The sequence below is a fragment of the Pseudomonas sp. YH-1 genome (assembly GCF_051990045.1).
Lineage (GTDB): Bacteria > Pseudomonadota > Gammaproteobacteria > Pseudomonadales > Pseudomonadaceae > Pseudomonas > Pseudomonas nicosulfuronedens.
Genome location: NZ_CP178184.1, coordinates 337856 through 359451, shown reverse-complemented (window position 1 = coordinate 359451; position 21596 = coordinate 337856). Strand labels below are relative to the sequence as shown.

The 21596-nt window shown below is 66.3% G+C and carries 16 protein-coding genes; 7 read left to right on the top strand and 9 right to left on the bottom strand.

Going from position 1 to position 21596, the window contains the following annotated elements; all coding sequences use genetic code 11:
• The first annotated feature begins 1 nt into the window (after position 1).
• The 4 genes from parC (at position 2) to ACKI1H_RS01675 (ending at position 6180) form a co-directional block, all read left to right on the top strand.
• A complete protein-coding gene (gene parC / locus ACKI1H_RS01690; RefSeq protein WP_440467487.1) occupies positions 2-2266 on the top strand; it encodes a DNA topoisomerase IV subunit A in 2265 nt (754 codons plus the stop codon).
• Between the two features lie 151 nt (positions 2267-2417).
• Positions 2418-3140: a PqiC family protein gene (locus ACKI1H_RS01685; RefSeq protein ID WP_440467486.1), complete on the top strand. Its 723-nt coding sequence runs from the start codon at positions 2418-2420 to the stop codon at positions 3138-3140.
• A gap of 245 nt (positions 3141-3385) precedes the next feature.
• Positions 3386-4942: an ArnT family glycosyltransferase gene (locus ACKI1H_RS01680; protein ID WP_440468810.1), complete on the top strand. Its 1557-nt coding sequence runs from the start codon at positions 3386-3388 to the stop codon at positions 4940-4942.
• Entirely contained in the window at positions 4942-6180 is a 1239-nt protein-coding gene (locus tag ACKI1H_RS01675) for a calcineurin (RefSeq protein WP_440467485.1), read from the top strand. The genes ACKI1H_RS01680 and ACKI1H_RS01675 overlap by 1 nt, the downstream gene beginning before the upstream one ends.
• A gap of 1 nt (position 6181) precedes the next feature.
• Here the strand turns inward: ACKI1H_RS01675 and ACKI1H_RS01670 are convergent, their stop codons facing one another.
• Together ACKI1H_RS01670 and ACKI1H_RS01665 are read right to left on the bottom strand one after the other, a co-directional pair.
• The gene (locus ACKI1H_RS01670) at positions 6182-6718 is read right to left on the bottom strand and encodes a metal-dependent hydrolase (protein WP_440467484.1); all 537 of its coding nucleotides are present in this window, start codon (positions 6716-6718) and stop codon (positions 6182-6184) included.
• Positions 6719-6770: 52 nt separating this feature from the next.
• A complete protein-coding gene (locus ACKI1H_RS01665; RefSeq protein ID WP_440467483.1) occupies positions 6771-8339 on the bottom strand; it encodes an AhpA/YtjB family protein in 1569 nt (522 codons plus the stop codon).
• A 234-nt stretch (positions 8340-8573) separates the two neighbouring features.
• On the opposite strand from ACKI1H_RS01665, the gene serB reads away from it, so the two are divergent.
• Entirely contained in the window at positions 8574-9785 is a 1212-nt protein-coding gene (gene serB, locus ACKI1H_RS01660) for a phosphoserine phosphatase SerB (protein ID WP_138524114.1), read from the top strand.
• 189 nt (positions 9786-9974) lie between these two features.
• Here the strand turns inward: serB and ACKI1H_RS01655 are convergent, their stop codons facing one another.
• The 6 genes from ACKI1H_RS01655 to ACKI1H_RS01630 form a co-directional block, all read right to left on the bottom strand.
• Entirely contained in the window at positions 9975-12044 is a 2070-nt protein-coding gene (locus tag ACKI1H_RS01655; RefSeq protein WP_138524116.1) for an EAL domain-containing response regulator, read from the bottom strand.
• Between the two features lie 64 nt (positions 12045-12108).
• Positions 12109-13923: a molecular chaperone gene (locus tag ACKI1H_RS01650; protein WP_440467482.1), complete on the bottom strand. Its 1815-nt coding sequence runs from the start codon at positions 13921-13923 to the stop codon at positions 12109-12111.
• A 128-nt stretch (positions 13924-14051) separates the two neighbouring features.
• Positions 14052-15029: an HPP family protein gene (locus tag ACKI1H_RS01645; RefSeq protein ID WP_138524120.1), complete on the bottom strand. Its 978-nt coding sequence runs from the start codon at positions 15027-15029 to the stop codon at positions 14052-14054.
• Positions 15030-15104: 75 nt separating this feature from the next.
• Entirely contained in the window at positions 15105-15974 is an 870-nt protein-coding gene (gene asd / locus ACKI1H_RS01640) for an archaetidylserine decarboxylase (RefSeq protein WP_138524122.1), read from the bottom strand.
• A 3-nt stretch (positions 15975-15977) separates the two neighbouring features.
• A complete protein-coding gene (gene rhdA / locus ACKI1H_RS01635; protein WP_440467481.1) occupies positions 15978-16793 on the bottom strand; it encodes a thiosulfate sulfurtransferase in 816 nt (271 codons plus the stop codon).
• A 115-nt stretch (positions 16794-16908) separates the two neighbouring features.
• On the bottom strand, positions 16909-18420 hold the full coding sequence (locus ACKI1H_RS01630; protein WP_440467480.1) for an HDOD domain-containing protein: 1512 nt from the start codon (positions 18418-18420) through the stop codon (positions 16909-16911).
• A gap of 133 nt (positions 18421-18553) precedes the next feature.
• On the opposite strand from ACKI1H_RS01630, the gene motA reads away from it, so the two are divergent.
• Positions 18554-19405 carry a flagellar motor stator protein MotA gene (gene motA, locus ACKI1H_RS01625; RefSeq protein ID WP_081515523.1) on the top strand — a complete coding sequence of 284 codons (852 nt, stop codon included), beginning with the start codon at positions 18554-18556 and terminating at the stop codon, positions 19403-19405.
• 2 nt (positions 19406-19407) lie between these two features.
• Positions 19408-20451, top strand: coding sequence for a flagellar motor protein MotB (gene motB, locus ACKI1H_RS01620; protein WP_138524126.1), 1044 nt, complete (start codon positions 19408-19410; stop codon positions 20449-20451).
• A 100-nt stretch (positions 20452-20551) separates the two neighbouring features.
• Here motB and rsgA read toward each other — a convergent pair whose 3' ends face one another.
• Positions 20552-21583 (bottom strand): small ribosomal subunit biogenesis GTPase RsgA, encoded by a 1032-nt coding sequence (gene rsgA / locus ACKI1H_RS01615; RefSeq protein WP_440467479.1) that lies wholly within the window; start codon positions 21581-21583, stop codon positions 20552-20554.
• Positions 21584-21596 lie beyond the last annotated feature (13 nt).

The following is a 21596-nucleotide window of genomic DNA, read 5'->3' as shown; positions in this document are numbered from 1 at the left end:
CATGAGCGAAACCCTCGATCTGAGTCTGGAGGGCGTGGAGCGCCGGTCACTGGCCGACTTCACCGAACAGGCTTACCTGAACTATTCCATGTACGTGATCATGGACCGCGCCCTGCCGCATATCGGCGACGGCCTGAAACCCGTGCAGCGGCGCATCGTCTACGCCATGAGCGAACTGGGCCTGGACGCCGACTCCAAGCACAAGAAATCGGCGCGGACCGTCGGCGACGTGCTGGGTAAATACCACCCCCACGGTGACTCGGCGTGCTACGAAGCCATGGTGCTGATGGCGCAGCCGTTCTCCTACCGCTACCCGCTGGTGGACGGCCAGGGCAACTGGGGTGCGCCGGACGATCCCAAGTCCTTCGCCGCCATGCGTTACACCGAGGCCCGCCTGTCACGCTATGCCGAGACCCTGCTGTCCGAGCTGGGGCAGGGCACCGCGGACTGGGTGCCGAACTTCGACGGCACCCTGGACGAGCCGGCTGTGCTGCCGGCGCGCCTGCCCAACTTGCTGCTCAACGGCACCACCGGCATCGCCGTCGGCATGGCCACCGATATTCCGCCGCACAATCTGCGCGAAGTGGCCGCCGCCTGTATCCGCCTGCTGGATGAGCCGCAGGCGACCGTTGGCGACCTGCTTGAGCATGTACAGGGCCCGGATTTCCCGACCGAGGCGGAAATCATCACTCCGCGCGCCGACCTGCAGAAGATCTACGAAACCGGCCGTGGCTCGGTGCGCATGCGCGCCGTGTACCGCGTCGAGGACGGCGACATCGTGGTCACCGCGCTGCCGCACCAGGTCTCCGGGGCCAAGGTGCTGGAGCAGATCGCCGGGCAGATGCAGGCCAAGAAGCTGCCGATGGTGGCCGACCTGCGCGACGAGTCGGACCACGAGAACCCGACCCGCATCGTCATCATCCCGCGCTCCAACCGCGTGGATGCCGAAGAACTGATGACCCACCTGTTCGCCACCACCGATCTGGAAAGCTCGTACCGGGTGAACATGAACGTCATCGGCCTGGACGGCAAACCCCAGGTCAAGGACCTGCGCCAGGTGCTGAGCGAGTGGCTGACCTACCGCACCGACACCGTGCGCCGCCGCCTGCAGTTCCGCCTGGACAAGGTGGAGAAGCGTCTGCACCTGTTGGAAGGCTTGCTGGTCGCCTTCCTCAACCTCGATGAAGTCATCCACATCATCCGCACCGAGGACCAGCCCAAGCCGGTCCTGATGCAGCGCTTCGAACTCTCCGAGCTGCAGGCCGACTACATCCTCGACACCCGCCTGCGTCAGCTGGCGCGGCTGGAAGAGATGAAGATCCGCGGCGAGCAGGACGAACTGGCCAAGGAGCGCGCCAAGCTGCTGGCCATCCTGGGCTCCAACGCCAAGCTGCGCAAACTGGTGCGCGATGAGCTGGTCGCCGACGCCGAAACCTACGGCGACGACCGCCGCTCGCCCATCGTCGCCCGCGCCGAAGCCCGCGCCCTGTCGGAAACCGAGCTGATGCCGACCGAGCCGGTGACCGTGGTGCTGTCCGAAAAAGGCTGGGTACGTTGCGCCAAGGGCCACGACATCGACGCCACCGGCCTGTCTTACAAGGCCGGCGACGGCTTCAAGGCAGCCGCGCCGGGTCGTTCGAACCAGTACGCGGTGTTCATCGACTCGACTGGCCGCAGCTACTCGCTGGCGGCCCACAGCCTGCCGTCCGCCCGTGGCCAGGGTGAGCCGCTGACCGGCCGCCTGACACCGCCGCCGGGAGCGACCTTCGACCGTGTGCTGCTGCCTGAGGACAGTGCGCTCTATGTGCTGGCCTCTGATGCCGGCTACGGTTTCGTTGCCAAGGGCGAGGACATGCAGGCCAAGAACAAGGCCGGCAAGGCGCTGCTCAGTCTGCCCAATGGCGCGCAGGTCATGGCGCCGCGGCCGGTCGCCGACGTCGAGCAAGACTGGATCGCCGCCGTGACCACCGAGGGCCGCCTGCTCCTGTTCAAGGTGTCCGACCTGCCGCAACTGGCCAAGGGCAAGGGCAACAAGATCATCAGCGTGCCGGGCGACCGCGTGGCGAGCCGCGAGGAGTACCTCACTGACCTGGCCGTTCTTCCGACGGGCGCGACCCTGGTGCTGCAGGCCGGCAAGCGGACGCTCTCGCTCAAGGGTGACGACCTGGAGCACTACAAGGGCGAAAGAGGCCGTCGTGGCAACAAACTGCCGCGCGGTTTCCAGCGAGTGGACGCCTTGCTGGTAGAATCGCTGTCTCAGGATTGAAACGCGGCTCGATACATTCTGCCTCTGGAGCTGAGGCGCCGGTTAAGGGATGATACGTCCCTTTGGGTAACCGGCGCCGCGGCGCGTTGCCTGAAGTCATATTGGTTTTGTTGGAAGTAGCGCCGAAATTCGGCGAATGACGGTGATCCAGATGAGCGCTTTGCGCGCCTTGGCCTATCTTTCTCTCGTCAGCCTCCTCGGGCTGGCGGGTTGTACGGTGAATCGACCGACCCAGCTGTTCCAGCTGGATGCGGGCGCGGTTCCTGTCCCGACCCGTGACAACGGCGTCGCAGTACTGCTCGGCCCGGTTTCCCTGGCCGATTACCTGAAACGCGAGACCATGGTCCAGCGTCAGGCCGACGGTATCCTCAACCTGTCGACCGAAGCCCGCTGGGCCGGCAGCCTCGAGACCAACGTCAGCCAGCAACTGATGCGCCTGCTCTCGGGCGAGCTCGATAGCACCCGCCTGGCACTGTTCCCGGAGAAGCCCGGCTTCACCCCGCAGGTCCAGGTCATGCTGACCATCAGCCGCCTGGACTCTGGCCCCAAGGAGCCGGCAGTTCTGGAAGCTCGCTGGCGCCTGCTCGATCAGAAGGGTGAATTGCGCGACAGCCGCGTCTTCCGCGAGGAAGAAGCGCATTCGGGCAGCGTGCAGGACCAGGTGCGTGCGCAGGGTGACCTGTTGCGCAAGCTGTCCGTGCAACTGGCCCGTGATGTGCGTCCGGTCGCCGCAGCGGTTGCCGAGCAGCAGGCTACGCCGCCACGCAAGCCGGTTGTGGCCAACACCGAGCAGGCGGCCAAGCCCAAGGAAGAAGGGCCGAAGATCCCGCTGGTGGTGCCGATCCGCACCGATGTCGAGGTCTACCGCTTCTAAGCCGATCACAGCGACCGTGGTATTCGCGGCCCGCAGAGCATAGCTTTGCGGGCCGTTTTGCTTCTGTCGTGGCCTGTTTTGACATCTTCTTGACGGCCCCTGTGGTATCTACGGGCGCTTGTGCAGGTTATTGGCGCCCGGACATTTTCCGCGCGGAACCTGCGAGAGACTCGCGCGTGTCTTCACTCCCTCAATTTTCCAGTGTTCAGGCGGATTCCGCCCTGAATCGTCAGACGCTTTGCGTGATGCTGGCGGCGCTGGTGCTGTTCCTGCTCGGTGTGCAGGGCGATGCCTTCGTCGGCTTCGACTCGCGCTTCGTGCTGTTCGCGCGCGAAATGCTGCGCCACGGGCCGGGCTGGTTCCCGACCACCTACGGCGCGCCCTATCCTGACTATCCGGCCACCTCGACCTTCCTGACTTACCTGCTGTCGCTGCCGCTGGGGCGCGTCACTGAATTCACTGCCTGGTTGCCCACCGCGCTGGCGGGGGCGATCTGTACCGGCGTGGTGTATCGGCTCGTGGCTCCCTTCTCGCGTTGCTGGGCTCTGGTCAGCGTGGCGATGCTGCTGCTGACCGCGACCTTCGTCAGCGAAACACGGGCCGTTTCCCTGGACCTGATGGTGGCCGCCGTCGGCCTGCTGGCCTTCTGCGTTGCCTTCCATGCCGAGCGACACGGCGTGCCGGGCTTGCTGCTGCGCCTGCTGCCGTTGCTGCTCGCCGGTTTCGCGCTGCGTGGCCCGTTGGGGCTGGTGGTGCCGGCGGGCATGGTGTGCAGCCAGCTGCTGCTGGATCGCCGCTGGAAGCCGCTGTTCGCCTTCTCGGCGAGCGCGCTGGCGCTGCTGACCCTCTGCGTGATCGCGCTGATTGCCCTGGCGCGCTCGGTGGGTGGCGAGGCCTTCGTCCAGGACGTCCTGCAGATGCAGGTGATCGGTCGGCTGGATGGTTCCGCCGGCTCCAGCGATGCGCTGTATTACTTCCGCAGTTCCCTGGGTAACTACGCGCTGGCCTTCCCGCTGGCGCTGCCGGCGCTGGCGCTGCTCTGGCAGCGTCGCCGCGAGCCGGCGTTCCGTCTGGTGGCAGGCTGCGCCCTGGCGGCGCTGGTGGTCATGGCCGGGCTGTCGGTGCCGCAGGCCAAGAAGGCCCGCTATATCATTGCGCTGGCGCCGCTGGCCGCCATCGTTGCGGGCTACCCGTTCATGGTCGCCGGCAGCCGTTTGGCGCAAGTGCTGCGTGGCTTGCTGCGAGCGCTGTGGCTGGTTTTGCCGGTCCTGCTGCTGGCGGGTTTGTGGCTGGCCTGGAAGCATTATCCACAGGAACTTGCCGCGCTGGGTTGGCGCTTGCCGGCGTGCATCGTGGTGCTCTCCGCTCTGCTGGCTTTCGGCGCACTGCGCTGGCGACGTCCGGCAGCACTGGCGCTGGGCGCCGCGCTCGCCCTTTGGGCCAGCTACATCCTGGTCTTCGAGCCAATGGAGCGCCGCCTGTACGACAGTCAGGGTTTTTCCCGCGAAGTGCTACGCCAACTCGACGCTCAGCCCGCGCCCCTGGCGCTCTATGGCATGGCGCCGGACGCGCAGGCGATCAAGCTGATGGTCAATCTCGATCGCGACCTGAAGCCGCTGTTCCTGGACCGCCCTGAGCAACTGGCGGCGCTGAATGGACCGTTTTACCTGGTGATCCAGGATCGCGATGCCGAGCGCATTGCCCCCACCTTGCCGGCGGCTTCCCAGCTGTTGTTCGAAGGCAGTTTCGACAAGAACACTTTCCGCCTGCTGCGCCTTCCCGGAGTGGGCACCAAGCCGTGATGAAAGCACTGACTTCCCTGCTCGCCTGCTGCCTGCTGCTGGGCGGTTGTGGTGATTCCGATACCCAGGATGTGGTCGAACGGGACCAGGCGTTCTTCCGCCAGCACCCGTTGCCACCGCTGGAGATCGTGTCCGGCGGCGGCAGCTTCGTATTGCCCTTGCTGCCCGATACCCAGTTCTACGCGGAGAACAACCACCGCAAGCGCCACCTGTTCCGCAGCGAGCAACGTTTCCCTGACCTGCCGTACCAGCCGGCGCTGGCGTTCTTCGCGCAGACATTCTGGCTGGCAAAGTACGCCGAGGTGCTGCAGGTCCCGATGGTGGTGCACCTGGGCGACGTGGTGGAAAACGCCGGCGTCGTCACCCAGTGGCAGACCGCCAGCGGCGCCATGCGCACGCTGGAAGAGCGCGGCGTGCCCTACAGCATCGCCACGGGGGAGCGTGACGTGCACGAAGAAGCCAGCACGGATGATCGTCGCTCCTTCCTCGACCGTTTCGCGGATCACTTCGGCCCCGAGCGCGCCGCCTGGCAGAGTACCTACGTCGGCAGCGATCCCAAGGGCCTGAGCCAGGTGCACCTGTTCCAGCGTTATGGTCAGTCGTTCCTGCTGCTGGCGCTGGACTGGAGCCCCTCCGAGGCTACCCTGGCGTGGGCCCAGAGCGTCATCGACGAGCATCCCCGTGTGCCGGTGATCCTTGCATCGCACAGCATCCTGCGACGCAGCGCTGGCGGCCTGGCGGAGCTGTCCCGCGAGGACAACGCCAGCGGTGTGCTGCTATGGGACCGGCTGATTCGCCGCAATGACCAGGTATTCCTCACCCTGAACGCCCACGCCGATGGCGCAGTGCATACGCGGATGCTCAATGACCTGGGGCACAGCGTGGACATGGTGATGGTCGACTACCAGCACCAGTACCTGGGCGGCAACGGGCTGCTGCAGTTGCTCGAGCTGGATCTGCGGCGCAACAGCCTCGCCGGGTTGTCGCTGTCGCCCTGGGTGCTGTGGAAACGTCAGGTCTACCCGCAGGCTTACAAGCCCTGCACGACGCCACAGGCCCTGCATGACTGCGATCAACTGATGCCGGAGGATTCGCCCGGCTGGGACAATCGCTTCCGGGTCGAGCTGGATTACCAGGCGCGGTTCAGCAGCTTCCAGGGCTACAGCGCACGGCTGCCGTTGCAGAGTGCCCAGGCCTCCTTGCTGGAGCAGCTCCAGGTGCAGTTGGGCAAGCGCTGACTCAGGCGTTGCGACGCAGCGCGCGGCGCAGGCCGATACCGGCCAGTGCCACGCCCAGGCAGGGCAGCCAGACCCAGCGCGCCTCCGAGATCAGCACCTCCAGCCCGCGCGGGCTGAGGAAGCGCGACAGGCCGATGGGCGAGACTTCGATGGGGTGCAGTGGCAGGAAGTAGCGCTGATCGCTCCAGGGCCAGAACCATGCGACTCCTAGGCCGCCGTCGGTGATGGCATCCAGCACGCTGTGGGAGGCAGTGGCGAGGCCGACCCACAGGCCGGCTTTCAGCGGGCCGCTGCCCAGCAGGCGGCAGCACAGCGCTCCCAGCACACCAATGCAGGCCGCGAACAGCAAGGAGTGGCTGAAGCCGCGATGGCCAAAGGCGTCGTTGTAGGCAATGCCCAGCTTGAAGGCGACTACGTCGAGGTCGGGCAGGCAGGCGGCGAGCATGCCGGCCAGCAGGAGGCGCGGCGAGATGAAGCGCGAGCCGAGCGCCAGGCCCACGGCGAGCGCGGGCAGGGGATGGGTGATCAGGGTGGTCATGGAATCCGTTCCACGAGGGGCCAGGCGGCCCCCTCTCTCTTTCTATTGAGGGTCAGGTGGTGCGCAACGCGCGCATGCGCGAGAGCTGGCGTTCGAGCATGGAAGGATAGGGCTCCTTCAGCCATTCCACACAGCAGGCATTTTCCGGACTGGCGATAGGACGGATGCGTGCGCGCTCGCGTACTTTTTCGTCGTCGCCAATTGACTTCTCTACCAGCAACAGGTTTCGGCTGTGCTGGCTCAGGGCCAGGGCGTCCTGCGCGGAAGCGTCCTGCAGCAGGTCGGCCTGTTCCAGGTCTGCGACATCTTCACCCAGCACCAGGCCCAGTTGCAGTTGCAGGGTGATGCCGCTGTCGGCCACTTCGATCTGCAGGGCATGGCCCAGAGCGCGCATCAGCTCGCCGCAGCAAAGGGCGTTGGTGAGGAATTCCTCGTCCTGGTCGCGGCTGTGGAAGAGGATCAGGCTGCCGCCGTCGCTGAGGGTATAGAGTGTGCCCTTGTACAGGCGCGCGGCCTGCTCCAGGCAGTCGCGGTAGCGCTGCAGCAGGTCGACCAGGCGGGCGCGCGGCAGGCGGCGCAGCTGTTCCTGGGCGCCCAGTTGCACGGCCAGCACGGCGCTGGTGCCGGCGGAAACCGGCTCCGGCTCGGCTTCGGGCTCTTCTTCGTCGACGCCGATCTCGTCTTCGGCTTCGCCTTCGGTCAGCGCCTCGAACTCTTCCTCCGGGAAGTCCTCGTCGGCGTCGGCCTTGCGGCGCGCGGCGGGCGCGAGCAGTTCGTCGTCGGAGAAGATGTTCTCGTCGAATTCGTGTTCGTCAGCGGCGTCGTTGGCATCCAGAGACGGCTCTCTGGGGGCAGGCTTGCCAGCCTTGGCCGGCGCTTTCGGGCGCGGCGCGGGAGCGCTGACCACCGGCTCGGGGGCCGGCGGCTTCTCAGGTGCCAGACGCGCTTGCAGCTGTCGGGCAAGGTCGCCGATCTCGTTCTGCAGGCCGGCGCCCGGCGCGCTGTCGTCCGGATCGCGCAACCAGACACGAAGTTGTAACAGCGGTGTGGAAATCTGCCGCCCCAGGCGCAGACCGAAGGTCAGGGTGAGCAGCAGCAGGATCAGGCTGATCAGCCCCATGCTCTGCAGGCTGACGGTCATCGGCTGCTCGAACTGGTGCATGTCGAGGCTGATGCGCAGGTGACCGGCGATCACTTCCTGGAAGGTGATGGGCGTGGAGTACAGGCCTTCGGCGTCACCCAGCAGGCCCTGCTTGGGGCGCGTGCCGGACTCGGCGAGGATGCGGTTGTCCACGCTGTAGATGGCCGCGTGGGCCACCAGCGGATTCTTGGTGAGGTTGTTGAGCAGCACGTTGAGGCTGAGGATGTCGTTGGACACCAGCAGCTCCGTGGCCGACTGCGCAGTCTGCGTCGTCAGGCTCTGGCCGAGGGCGTCAGCCTGCTGCTGCATGGCCTGCTTGAACTGCAGGCCCATCACGCAGGCGTAGATCACCAGGGCCGTGGCCACCAGCAACAGGCCGTGAACGGCGATGCGCAGGGCAATCGGCACGCGGCGCTGACGCAGGGCGTGGAAGAGCAGCAGGAAGAAATTGTCGGGCTTGACGGAGGTGGGCCGGGTCACAGCGGGCTCGGTCTTCTTTAGGGCAGATGCGGGGCAGTATAACGAGGCCCTACCGGGGGGCAAAGCGCCGCAGGGCCTGTCAATACGACCCAAGCCTGAATGGCCCCGGTTACTGGCCCTCAATCCGATCGACGGCGCCTGGCCCTGAGTCGGGCGCAAGGGGGCGAGCGGAGCATCCGCCGACAGTGAAAGCAGGTAGAATGACCGCCTTTTTTCCATGGCGGAGACAGCGCCTTGCGCGAGATCGTCCTGATCAACATCACCGGGGAAGACCGCCCCGGCCTCACCGCGGCCATTACCGGCGTCCTGGCGCAGGGTGGCGTGAACATCCTCGATATCGGCCAGGCGGTGATCCACGACACCCTGTCCTTCGGCATCCTGGTGGAAATCCCGGATAACGAGCGGGCCTCGTCGGTGCTCAAGGACGTGCTGTTCACGGCCTACAAGCTCGACCAGCAGGTGCGCTTCACGCCGGTCTCCGAAGACGACTACCGACAGTGGGTCGGTGGCCAGGGCAAGCCTCGCCACATCGTCACCCTGCTGACTCGCCGGGTAACCGCCGAGCAGCTGCAGCGGGTCAGCTCGATCACCGCCAAATACGGCCTGAATATCGACCAGATCGATCGCCTGTCAGGGCGCATGCCGCTGGACATGCCGGCTGACGAAGGCAAGGGCTGCATCGAGTTCTCCGTGCGCGGGGAGCCGGCCGATCCGGCGGCACTGCGCGCCGAGTTCCTCAGCGTGGCCCAGGAGCTGAACGTCGACATCGCCTTCCAGCAGGACTCGGTGTTCCGCCGTAATCGCCGCCTGGCGGTGTTCGACATGGACTCGACGCTGATCGAGGCCGAAGTGATCGACGAACTGGCCAAGGCCGCCGGCGTCGGTGAGCAGGTCTCCGAGATCACCGAACGCGCCATGCGCGGTGAGCTGGACTTCCGTGCCAGCTTCAAGGAGCGCCTGGCGCTGCTGCAAGGTCTCTCCGAAGACGTGCTGGAAGAGATCGGCGCCTCTCTGCGCCTGACCGAGGGTGCCGAAACCCTCTTCGCCGAGCTCAAGCGCCTGGGGTACAAGACCGCCATTCTTTCCGGCGGCTTCAGCTACTTCGCCAAGCAATTGCAAGCGAAGCTGGGCATCGACTATGTGTTTGCCAACGAACTGCAGATCGTAGACGGCAAGCTGACCGGCGTAGCCATCGAGCCCATCGTCGACGCCCAGCGCAAGGCCGACCTGCTGCGTGAACTGGCGGCGAAGGAAGGTCTGCAGCTTGAGCAGACGATTGCCGTGGGCGACGGTGCCAACGACCTGCCGATGCTTGGTCTGGCCGGCCTGGGCGTGGCCTTCCGAGCCAAGCCGCTGGTCAAGCAGTCGGCCAAGCAGGCGATCTCCACCCTTGGGTTGGATGGCATCCTGTACCTGCTCGGCTTCCGTGACCGCGAAGGTGCCTGACGAGCGCTGAACGATGCTGAAAAGAAAAAGCCGCCCCAAGGGCGGCTTTTTTGTCTTTGTCATTATCCGTCGTGCGAGCTGGAGAGCGCTTTTTGTAGGAGCGAGCTTGCTCGCGAACCGCGCCCAGCATTGGAGGTACCGGTTGACTCTGTTCGCGAGCGAGCTCGCTCCTACAGGTTCCCTCCCGGGTCACTCGTCCGAGGCGAAGTCGTAGTCCATCGCCTGGCTGGGGCCCTGCAGGTAGCGGCCCTGGATGTAGTTGGCGCCGGCCTGCCACAGGGTGGCCAGGGCGGTGGCGCTTTCCACCATGGGCACGATGGTCAGCTTGGCCTGGGCGTGCAGGCTGGCCATCAGCGTTTTCAGGTTTTCCTGGTTCTCCGGGACGTTCAGGTCCTGCACGTAGGAGCCGTCGACCTTCACGAAGTCGACGTTCATGTGCTTGAGCGTGTTGAACGGGTTGAGCGCGCAGCCGAACTGACAGAGTGCGATCTGGCAGTGCAGTTCGGCCAGGCCCTGGCTCAGCACCTTGGCCTGACGCAGGAAGGCGATGGCGTCCGGTTCGCTGATCTGCACGATCAGCGCGTCGGCCGGCAGGCGCGAGGCCTTGAGTGCCACGCTCAGCCAGGGGAGTAGTTCCGGGTCCTGCAGGCTGGCGCTGGAGAGGTGCACGAAGAGTTTGGTCTCGTGCCCCTTGGCGCGGTGCTCGGAGAGCAGCTTGATGGAGTTGAGCAGTACCCAGCGGTCGATCTTCTCGGCCAGGCCGCTGGACTTGGCGGCGTTGAGGAAGTCTGCCGGCGGCACTTCCTCGCCCTGCGGGTTGAGCAGGCGCAGCAGCACTTCATAGTGTTCGTGGGTGTCGCCGCGCAGGCTGATGATCGGCTGGAACAGCAGGCGGAAACTGTTCTGCTCCAGCGCCTGGCGGATGATCGCGCTGATATCGCCGCGGTAGGCGGCGGCGGCCAGTTCATCGGCCGGGTTGAAGACCTTCAGGCCATTGCCGTTCTTCTGCGCGACCTCGTCGGCGCCGCGGTGGGCGCGTTCAATGACGTCCTGGGCGCGGGTGGTCTTCTCGTCCAGCCCGGCAGTGCCGATGGAGAGGGTGACCTGTGCGGTGCGGCCATGGATGTCGAACAGGTGGCCTTCGATTTTCTTCAGCAGCGAGCTGAAGCGCGGTGCGGAGTGCTCCGGTGCCTCGCCCGGCAGCAGCACGGCGAACACGTCGTCGCTCAGGCGTGCCAGTTGAGCCGGCTCGGGGAATTGCCCGCGCAGCAGGTTGCCCAGGTCCGCCAGCAGCAGGTCGATGCTGGCAACGCCCAGGTCCAGTTGCAGCGCCTGGGCGCGGTCGAGTTGCATGTAGGCGAAGGTGGCTGGCTGGCCGGCGGTCACCGCGCGCTCCACGGCGCTGTCCATCAGGTCGAGGAAGTGGGCGCGGTTGTACAGGCCGGTGACCAGATCCTGGCTGCTGACTTCGCGGAGTTTTTCCTCGAGCTGGGCGTTATCCGACTCGGCGCGGATCACCACCTGGATGCACGGTTCGCCGTCATAGGTGGCGGGCGAGAAGGTCATGCGCGCGGCGAAGGCCTGGCCGTCGCTGCGGATGCCGCTGCAGGCGAGTTCGGCGTCTTCGGTGGTCTGATAGCCCTTGAGGAAGTCCTTGAAGGTGGACTGGTCGCAGCCGGCGATCAGGTCGATCATCGGCATGCCTTCCAGCTCCTCGGCGTCTTCGTAGCCGAACAGGCCGACATAGGCGCGGTTGGCGTAGATGTGCATGCCGTCGTGGACGTAGGTGATCGCGTCGACCGAGCTGTCCAGCAGCAGTTGGCAGCGCTTCTCCGCTTCACGCAGGGCGACTTCGGCGGAGCGGCGGGCGCGGCGCTCCTCGAGGTTGGACAGCTCACGGTTGGCGACCAGGATCAGTCGCTCGTCCTCGCCTTGCGGCAGGGCATCCTGCGCGCCGAGGGCCAGGGCCTCGGTCACGGCGTCGGAATCATTGCCGCTGACCAGCTGGATGAAGGGAATGTCCTTGGCCTGGCGGCGAATAGCGCCCAGCGCTTCGCTCGGGTCCAGGGCCTCGGCTTCCGGGGCCGCGATCAGCAGATCCCAGCCCTGGGGCAGAATGTCCGTCAGGTCTTCACTGGAGGTGATGCGGTGGACGCGGGTCGCACGACCGGCGTTGCGGAACAGGCTGACCAGGCGCTCGGCTTCGTTCTGCGAGTCTTCCAGGATCAGCAGGCGGATGGTTTTCTTTTCATTGGCCATGGGGAAGGCTGCTTATACCGCGCTGGACGGCAGCAAAAAGGCGACGAAAGGGAATTCCCGGAATCTACAGAGACTTCCACAGCGAGTCAAAGTCTTCCTCCCCTCCAGCGCCGCGAGCATTCGGGGCTGTGATGGGCTTATCGCTCGGTACGCCGGCTGCATCCTGTGCCTGGTATTCGAACTGGGTGAAGCTGGCGGTGGCGGTGACCTTGCGTGTCAGGGTGGCGCGGCGTTCGTCCCCCTGCAGGTTGAGCTGCACGCGGTTGCCTTCCTGGAAGGGCAGGCGCGGGGTGATGACGGTGGCTGGGCGGGAGATCGCGGCGATCTCAGGCAGCAGCAGGGCGCGCAGGTACTGGCTGCCCTGCTCGGTCTTGCGCAGCAGTTGCAGGCCACAGGGTTGGGCAAGCGGGGCGATCAGTTCGATGCCCATCTGCGTGCCGCCGCCACGGACCTGACGGATCCAGCGCACCACGGCGACGCTCCAGCTGTGCTCCGGGGTGTCCTGGATGCCGAGCAGCTCACCGGCCTGCAACTGGCTGGGAATGTCCTTTGGCCAGGTCAGGCAGTAGCCGCCTGGGCTGTGGTTGACGATGTTCAGGGTGAACACCGGGTAGTCGTCGCGCTGGGTTTCCGTCACCCCGCCCAGGCTCAGGCTGGAGTCGTCGACGGCGCGAGGCGCGGTGTATTCGATTTCCTCCAGTGGCATGCCGGGCTGCCAGTCGTTGACCTTCTGTGCATCGAAGGCGCCTGACCAGGCATCTTTGACGTCGGCCTTGAAGGTCGGCACCTGTTCCTGCACCTGGATCTTCAGCAGGTCATTGAAGCTTTTGCGGCCGGCGAGGAAGTAGTGCAGGGCGCTCATGCCGATGCACAGGGTCAGCTGGCCCTGGCCGGGGGTGCGGTGGAAGGTGCGCTCGGCGATGTCGCCCCAGGCTGCGGCGAGGTGCTGCAACAGGTCGACGCTGACCCCCTCGGGCACTTTCAGGCGCGCCTGCGCGCGGTTTTCCGGAGGCAGCAGGAGGTACTCGCGGATCACGTCCACCAGCGGCTGCGGGTCGATGCCCAGGGCGCCGGCAAGGTCGCTGTCCTTGAACAGGGTGCGGTAGCGCGGCGGGCCATCCACCTGCGGCACCACCACGAACAGGGTGGAGGGTGCATCAGCCGCCTGGACTCTTACCTGTGCGGTCCAGCCCTCGAGGACTTCGGCGACGCGGGCGATATTGTTCTGGCGCATCTGGTTGCAGCGCGCCGAGCCAAGCATCAGCGCGACCAGATAGGAGTGCTCGATGGACAGCCCTTGGGATTGGCGTGCCAGGGCATCGCGCACGGGGGTGTTCTGCAGGCCGTGCTGGCGGGCGAGCTGGTAGAGCTGGTGGAGTTCCAGCCAGAGGTTTTCCGGCACCGGGCAGTACAGCTGGGAGGCACGCACCAGCGGGCCGCAGAGGCTGCGGATGGCGCGCTGGATGGCGGCGGTCATGACCTGCGCGCGCTCGCGGGTGAAGCGCGAGGCCTCGCGCACGACGATCAGCTTGTAGCCGATGGCCAGGTGGTTCTGCAGCGCCTGGCAGAGGTTCGCGACCTTGCGCGGACGCTCGTCCAGGACGATCGACTGGTTGAGGAAGTGGCGTTCCAGGTTATGGCAGACGAAGTGGACTTCCGGACGGAACAGTTCCAGCAATTGCAGGCGCGTCTCGACCGGCAGCTTGAGCTGGTTGAGTTCGATCAGCCCCTGGTAGAGCTGGCGGGCCGTTTCCCCGAGGTTGGCCTTGGGCAGGTGATCCAGCCAGTTTTTCAGCTCGCGCGCGTTGGCGTTGCAGAAGCTCAGGCTCTCGTGCGTCGGGGTGGGGACACGTAGAAACTGCTGGGGACTGTTGTCCATGGTGGGAATGGTTTCTCCACAATCCGGCTCGTTGTACGAACCGGTTGGTCATAACTGTCGGCTTTTTCCGAACTCTAGCAGCATCCGTCGCGCGCCGCAGCCCATCGCCCGGATGGTGCGCGGACAGGTCACGCCAGCGGTGTTTCGCCTGTTAACTGTCGTTGCAGTGCGTTTTTTGCCGAGTCCTGCGCTGTGCTGCGCACCCAGCCGTCGCCCTGGGCGATCACCGGATGGGCGGCCCAGTCGAGCAGGTCCTGGCGGCGGCACACGCCGGTGTTGCCCTTGCCGGCGCCGGCCACCACCTTGTAGACCAGTTGATCCTGGCGGCCGCGCTTGTCCGGGTGGTCGTCGATCACCTGACGCACGGCCCAGGCATCGCCGCTCAGGGCGTTGCTGTAGCTGGCGCCGAGCAGGACATCCTCCGGCGTCAGGCGCTGCGCCTGGGCGTGCTCCTGGGCCAGCTGGAGAATCTTCAGCAGGTCGTCGAACTGCACGTCGATGTACGAATCCATCTTGCGCAGCGCGTGGTAGAGATCTTCCGGCGCGGGGCCGGCCGGCAGCTTCGGGGTTTGCGGCAGGCGTGCCAGTGGCGCGGGGTAGCGGCGCCAGGCGAACAAGCCGTTGAAGAGCACGGCAACGGCGAGGATCAGCGCCACGTTGAGCAGCACCGGGCTGAGCACGTAGTGGAAGCCCAGCGCACTGATTGCCGGCCCGCCGGACACCGCCGCCAGCGCGGTGGCGCCACCCGGCGGGTGGATGCAGCGGGTGTAGTGCATGACCAGGATCGCCGCGCCCACCGCGAGAGCGGGGGTGAAGGCCTGGCCGGGAAAGAGTTTCTGGCAGATCACTCCGACGATGGCCGAGAGGACCTGGCCGCCGAGCACCGCCCAGGGCTGCGACAGCGCGCCGTGGGGGACGGCGAACAGCAGCACGGCACTGGCGCCCATGGAGGCGACGACCCAGATGGCCGCTTCGCTGGGCAGGACCCAGTGGGTGACGGCATAGATGACGGCGATGCCGCACAGCGCTCCGATTGCGGAGAGCCATTTCTCGAGATGGCTGGTGGCGTTGGCACGCCAGCCCATCAGATGCAGGAAGCGTTTCATGGCAGGGAATTGGCACGATGAGGCGGAAAGCGTTGGCGGGCGACTCGTTGGCCGCCCGCCTTATAGGAATGGGCGTTAGCCCTGGCGCGCGCCACCCAGGCGCTCGCCCATGCGCACGGCGCTGGTGGCAGCGAGGTTTTCCGCCCAGCTCACCTGCTCCGGCCCGAACAGCACGATGGCGGTGGAACCGAGCTTGAAGCGGCCCAGCTCGGCGCCTTTCTCCAGGTGGATCGGTGCGCGGGAAGCTTCGTCGTAGGAGAACGACTTCAGCTCTCGCTTGGGCGGGGTCACCAGGCCGGCCCAGACGGTTTCGATGGAGGCGACGATCATCGCGCCTACCAGTACGACCGCCATCGGCCCGCGCTCGGTGTCGAAGATGCACACCACGCGCTCGTTGCGGGCGAACAGTTCCGGCACCTGCTCGGCGGTCAGCTGGTTCACCGAGAACAGGCGGCCTGGCACATAGACCATCTCGCGCAGGGTGCCGGCCAGCGGCATGTGCACGCGGTGGTAGTCCTTGGGTGACAGGTAGACGGTGGCGAATTCGCCGCCCATGAAGGGCGCGGCGCGTTCGGCGTCGCCGCCCAGCAGTTCCATCAGGCTGTAACTGTGGCCCTTGGCCTGGAACACACGGCCGTGCTCGATCGGGCCGAGTTGGCTGATGGCGCCGTCGGCGGGGCAGAGCACGGAGCCGGCGGTGTCGTCCAGCGGGCGCGCGCCGTCTTTCAGGGCGCGGGTGAAGAAGGCGTTGAAGTGCTCATAGGCACGCAGGTCCTCGACCTGGGCTTCGCGCATGTCCACCCGGTAGCGGCGGGCGAACCAGGGGATCAGGCGGTCCTTGAACCAGGGCGCGCGGCACTCCGCGGCGCAGCCGATCAGGCGCGACAGCAGGTGATGCGGCAGCAGGTACTGGGCGAGGATGAACAGACGATCTTTGAACGACATTCCTTAAACCTCTACGGGGGTGTCGGGATGGTTGCCCCATTCCGACCAGGAACCGGCATAGCCCTTGACCCGCGGATAGCCGAGGGCCTTGGCCACCAGGTAGGTGAAGCCGGAACGGTGGTGGGTCTGGCAGTGGGTGATCACTTCCTTGTCCTTGGTAATGCCCAGGTCCTGGAGGATCTGCGGCATATCGGTACGGATGCGCAGGGCGCGGGCCGGGTCCATGCCGGCGGTCCATTCGAAATTGACAGCGCCGGGCACATGGCCGGCCTTGGCGGCGAGGACTTTCTGGCCGCTGTACTCGCTGGCGTTGCGGGCGTCCCAGACGACAAGGTCGTCGGCACCCAGGCGGGTCTGCAAGTATTCGCGGGTGGCGGTGGGCTCTTCGTGCAGGGTCAGCGGCAGCGGGCCGCCAGCTGGCGCCGGGACGTCCTCGGAGAGTGGCAGGCCGTCGGCGAGCCAGGCGTGCAGCCCGCCGTCGACGTAGTGGTAGTTACCGTGGCCGATCACATCCAGCAGCCAGATGAAGCGGCCGGCCCAGCCACCGCCTTCGTCGTCGTAGATGACATAGACGGCATCGGGGTTGTGGCCCAGTTCGCCGAACAGCGCTTCCAGGTCGGCCTTGGCCGGCAGCAGGCCCGGAGCCGGCGTGCCGCCCAGCTGAGTGCGCGCGGGAGCAACGAAGCGTGCACCGGGAATGTGGCCCTGCGCATAACGCGCGGCGCTGGTCAGGTCGACCAGGATCAGTTCGGGGGCGTCGAGGCGGCTGGCGAGGTCAGCCGGTTCGATCACCAGGGGCAGGGCGGAGAAGGCGGACATGTCGGAGTCTCCCGGCGGGAACGGTGGGGGGAGGCAACGTGAGCAGGCGCCCTGGGCTACCCCGTGAGGGCGGTTAGTTTAAAGGGGACGCGGCGGTGCGCAAACCTTTCGCCGATCAGGCGCCCCGTGCCATCTGCTTCACCGCGTGCTCGATGCACTGCACGGTGCGGCCGAAGGCCTGCGCGTGCAGGTCCGCCAGCGGCTGGCCGTGGCGGTCGCAGACGACCAGCATGACCACCCGCGCGCCGTTGCTCAGCGAGCGCAGCAGCAGGTTTTCGCTGGGGATCAGCGCCTTCAGCGCGCCGGGTATCAGCGCCGAGAACTCGGCCATGTTGCCCGGGCTCAGGCGCAGCTGACCGGTCTGTTGCAGGAGTTTGCGCAGCACCGGGCTGGCGGCGACCTCCAGTTTGAAATCGCCGATCTCGCCGTCGAGGCCGAAGTGCCGACGCGCCTGCAGCCAGCTGCCGCCCTTGTCGGCCAGCAGGATCATGCCGCGCTGCAGGCCGCAGGCTTGCAGCGCTGCGGTGGCGCAGTCGAGCAGCTGCACGGCGTTGCCGAACGGGCTGGGCGCCTGCATCAGGCGGGTGCAGTGCTGGCGCCATTCGGCCAGGGTGTCCGGCGCCTTGGCCGGTTCCTCGGCTTTCGGCCCGTTGAGCCAGCGGCGCGCGTCCCAGGGCCACAGCAGCGCCTCGGCGGGGTGCCAGAGTAGCGGGCGGGCGTGGCGGCGGGCGCTCTGCGCGGCGAGACCGTGGACTATCTGTTGCAGTTCTTCCAGCGGTATCTGCAGATAAAGGCTGGTCAGGCGCTGCCAGCGCAGCATGTGTACGCCGCCCCAGGATTGGTGCGCGGCCATGGTGATGCTGTTGGCGAGGAGAATGGTGTTGGCCGGGCGGGTCAGCCAGCGTTGCAGCTCCGGGTCGGCGTCCAGGCGTTGCTGCTGGCCCAGTGGTTCATGCTCGGTATGCGCAACATGCAGGGCACGCACCAGCAGGCGCTTGTCGTCGCTGAGCAGGGCGTAGCCCTGGCCAACCCAGTCCGGCAGCCGCCAACTGTCGGCCAGCGCGCGGCACAGCGGCAGCAGCCGGGTGCCGAGCAGTTCCTCTTCGACCTCGCTGCTGCAGCGGCCCAGGCCGTAGACCTGGCGCTGCCAGCTCTCCATCAGCTCCGGTCTTGCGGTCGCCAGCGCCCACAGCGGCGCGAGGGTGAACAGACTGCCCCAGTGAATTTCCTGCCAGAGTCGCGCCAGGCGATTGGCGAACAGGCCGCTGGCCTGCTGCATGGCATGGCGGCTGATCAGCAGCAGCTGGTTCAGCGCGCGCGGCATCTGCGCCTCGGGCACCGCGGGGAGGCTGTCGAGCAACTGGCTGGCGCGACTCAGGCCCAGGCGGTTGAGCGCAACTTCCAGGCTTTCCGCCGGATTGTCCCTGGCGCTCTGTGCCCGGTTGGCTTCGCGCAGGATGGCGAACGCCAGCGTTGGCGCGTCCTGCAGCAGGTCGGCGATCTCTCGGATCGAGCGCCGGCTATCGTTCAACGCACGGCGAATGTCATCGCGCTGCTCCAGCGGAACCGGTAAAGGCAGATCTTCCAACTGATCGAGCCAGGCCTTGAGACGCTCTGGATGAAGCATTTGCTTTGACATGCGTGAGGCGCCGAACTGGTTTTTAGTGTTTTCGGCCTATAGTCTTGCCCGAAATCTCCGATAACAACAGGGAGGCGGGAAACATGCCTCCCTTTCTGTTCACCGTTTCAGTCCGGTCCCCATGGCAAAAATCATCGGCATCATCGTTCTCATGGCCAGCGTGCTCGGCGGCTACATGCTCTCCGGCGGCAAGATCGCGGCCATCATTCAGCCGTTCGAGGTGCTGATCATCGGCGGCGCCGCGCTGGGTGCATTCCTTCAGGCGAACCCCGGCAGCACCTTCATGACCGTGCTGAAGAAGGCGCCGAAGATGTTCGGCAACCGCTTCACCCACACCTTCTACCTGGAGGTGCTGGGCATGCTTTATGAAGTGCTCAACAAGAGCCGTCGTGAAGGCATGATGGCCATCGAGGCCGATGTCGAGGACCCGGCCGCCAGCCCGATCTTCAGCAAGTACCCCGCGGTGCTCAAGGACGAACGCATGACGGCGTATGTCTGCGATTACCTGCGCATCATGTCCTCCGGCAACATGGCGCCCCACGAGCTGGAAGGCCTGTTCGACATGGAGCTGGGCAGCCTGAAGGAAGATCTGGAACACCCGGCCCATGCCGTGACCCGCGTCGCCGACGCCCTGCCGGGCTTCGGTATCGTTGCCGCGGTCCTGGGTATCGTGATCACCATGGCCCTGCTCGGCCAGGGTAGCCAGGCCGAGATCGGCCACCACGTCGCCGCAGCGCTGGTGGGTACCTTCCTCGGTATTCTCGCGGCCTACGGCTTTGTCGGTCCGCTGGCCAACGCCCTGGAGCATGACGCCAAGGAAGAGCTGAACCTTTACGAGTCGATCAAGGCCTGCCTGGTGGCGTCCGCCTCCGGCATGCCGCCGTCGCTGGCCGTCGAGTTCGGCCGCAAGGTGCTGCTGCCGGCGCACCGTCCCAGCTTCAGTGAGCTGGAACAGGCGGTACGTGGGCGCTAAGCATGGATAACAACCAGCCGATCATCGTCAAGCGCATCAAGCGCTATGCCGCCGGCCACCATGGCGGTGGCTGGAAGATCGCCTTCGCCGACTTCGCCACCGCCATGATGGCGTTCTTCCTGGTGCTCTGGCTGCTGTCCTCGGCCACGCCGGAGCAGAAGAAGGCCATCTCCGGCTACTTCCAGGACCCCATCGGTTTCACCGAGAGTGCCAGCCCCTATGTCATCGACCTGGGTGGCACGCCGACGCCGGCGCCGGACAAGACCCTGAACCCGCAGATCCAGGCCCAGCCGGACGCCGACGAGACGCGGATCAACCCGGACGAGAATGCCAAGATCACCGAGCAACAGGCCCAGGACGTCGCCGAGCAGGTGGAAAAGGAACGTCTGGAGCTGTTGCTGCAGGAGTTGCAGAACAAGGTCGACGAGAACCCGACCCTGAAGCGCTTCAAGGACCAGATCCTCTTCGAGATCACCCAGGACGGCCTGCGCATCCAGATCGTCGACTCGGACAACCGGCCGATGTTCGACCTGGGCAGCGCGCGCCTGCAGCCGTACTTCGAGGACATCCTGCTGGCGCTGGCCGAGACCATCAAGCAGGTGCCGAACAAGATCAGCATCAGCGGTCACACCGATGCCAAGCCTTACGCCGGCAACGGCGAGTTCGGCAACTGGGAGTTGTCAGCCAACCGCGCCAACGCCGCACGCCGTGCGCTGGAGGCCGGCGGCTATCCGGTAGACCAGATCGCCCGCGTGGTGGGGTACGCCTCTTCCGCGCTGTTCGACCGTGACAAGCCGCTCAACCCGGTGAACCGCCGCATCGACATCATCGTCCTGACCAAGAAGGCCCAGCGGGCCATCGAGGGACAGGATGGCGGGACGCAGAAGCTGCCCGAGGGTGCTGCTCCGGTCGCGCCGGGCGCCGCTCCGGCCCAGCCGGCAGCCGGGCAGGGTGACCCGCTGCCGCCGGACCAGCTCAAGCAGAAGCTCAACCTGTTCGACGACGGCGGCACGCTGAAGCTCGACGAGCTGAACAAGCAGCAGTAAGAACGCAGAAGGCCAGCTGAAAAGCTGGCCTTTTTCTTTGCGCCATCTGCACGGCCAGGCGGCGGATAACGCTTGAGGCGTTATGCGCCCTACAGGTCGTTTAGTACGTGTCTTCCGGCAGGCTGGCGAGAATGTGCCGATAGCTGTTCATCCGCTGCGGCGAGATACGCCCGTCTTCCAGCGCCTTGAGCAGGGCGCAGCCCGGCTCGCGGTCGTGCTTGCAGTCGCGGAAGCGGCAGTGGCCGAGCAGGTCGTGGAACTCGATGAAACCCGCTTCGACATCGTCGCGGCTGACATGGCCGAGGCCGAATTCGCGGATACCCGGGGAGTCGATCAGGTCGCCGCCGGCGGGGAAGTGGAACAGCCGCGCGGTGGTCGTGGTGTGGGTGCCCTTGCCGGTGACTTCCGAGAGGTCGCCGACACGGGTGTCGACGCCCGGCAGCAGCGCGTTCACCAGCGAGGACTTGCCCACGCCCGACTGACCGACGAACACGCTGACGTGCTCGTTCAGTGCGGCGCGCAGGGCGTCCAGTGCCAGGCCGTTGGCGGCCGAGACCTCCAGCAGCGGGTAGCCCAGCTCGCGGTAGGTGCCCAGCAGCGAATCGAGGAAGGGGGCATTGTCCTCGTCGATCAGGTCGGCCTTGTTCAGCAGCAACAGCGGCTTGATGCCCGCGTGCTCGGCAGCCACCAGGTAGCGGTCGATCAGGTTGGCGTGGGGCTCGGGGCGCGGCGCGAAGACGATGACGATGCGGTCGACGTTGGCCGCCACCGGCTTGAGCACGCCGCGCATGTCCGGGCGGCGCAGCTCGGAGGTGCGGGGCAGCTGCGCGACGATCACGCCGATGCCCTGGTTGCCCGGGCGCCAGACCACCTGGTCGCCGGTCACCAGCGGTGGCAGGTTGGCGCGCAGGTGGCAGCGGAACACCTGGCCGGCGTCGTCACCGTCCTGGGCTTCGACTTCCACCTGCACACCGAAGTGAGCGATCACCTGGCCGGTCTGTTCCGGGCCGAGGTCGCCGCCTTCCAGTTCTTCCAGGGCGCGAGACTCTCGCTTCGCCGCGCGTGCGGCGCGTTCTTCCTGGACTTTTTCGATCCGCCAGCTCTGCCGGCGGGTGAGGTGACGCTTGGCCATAGGGTATCCACAG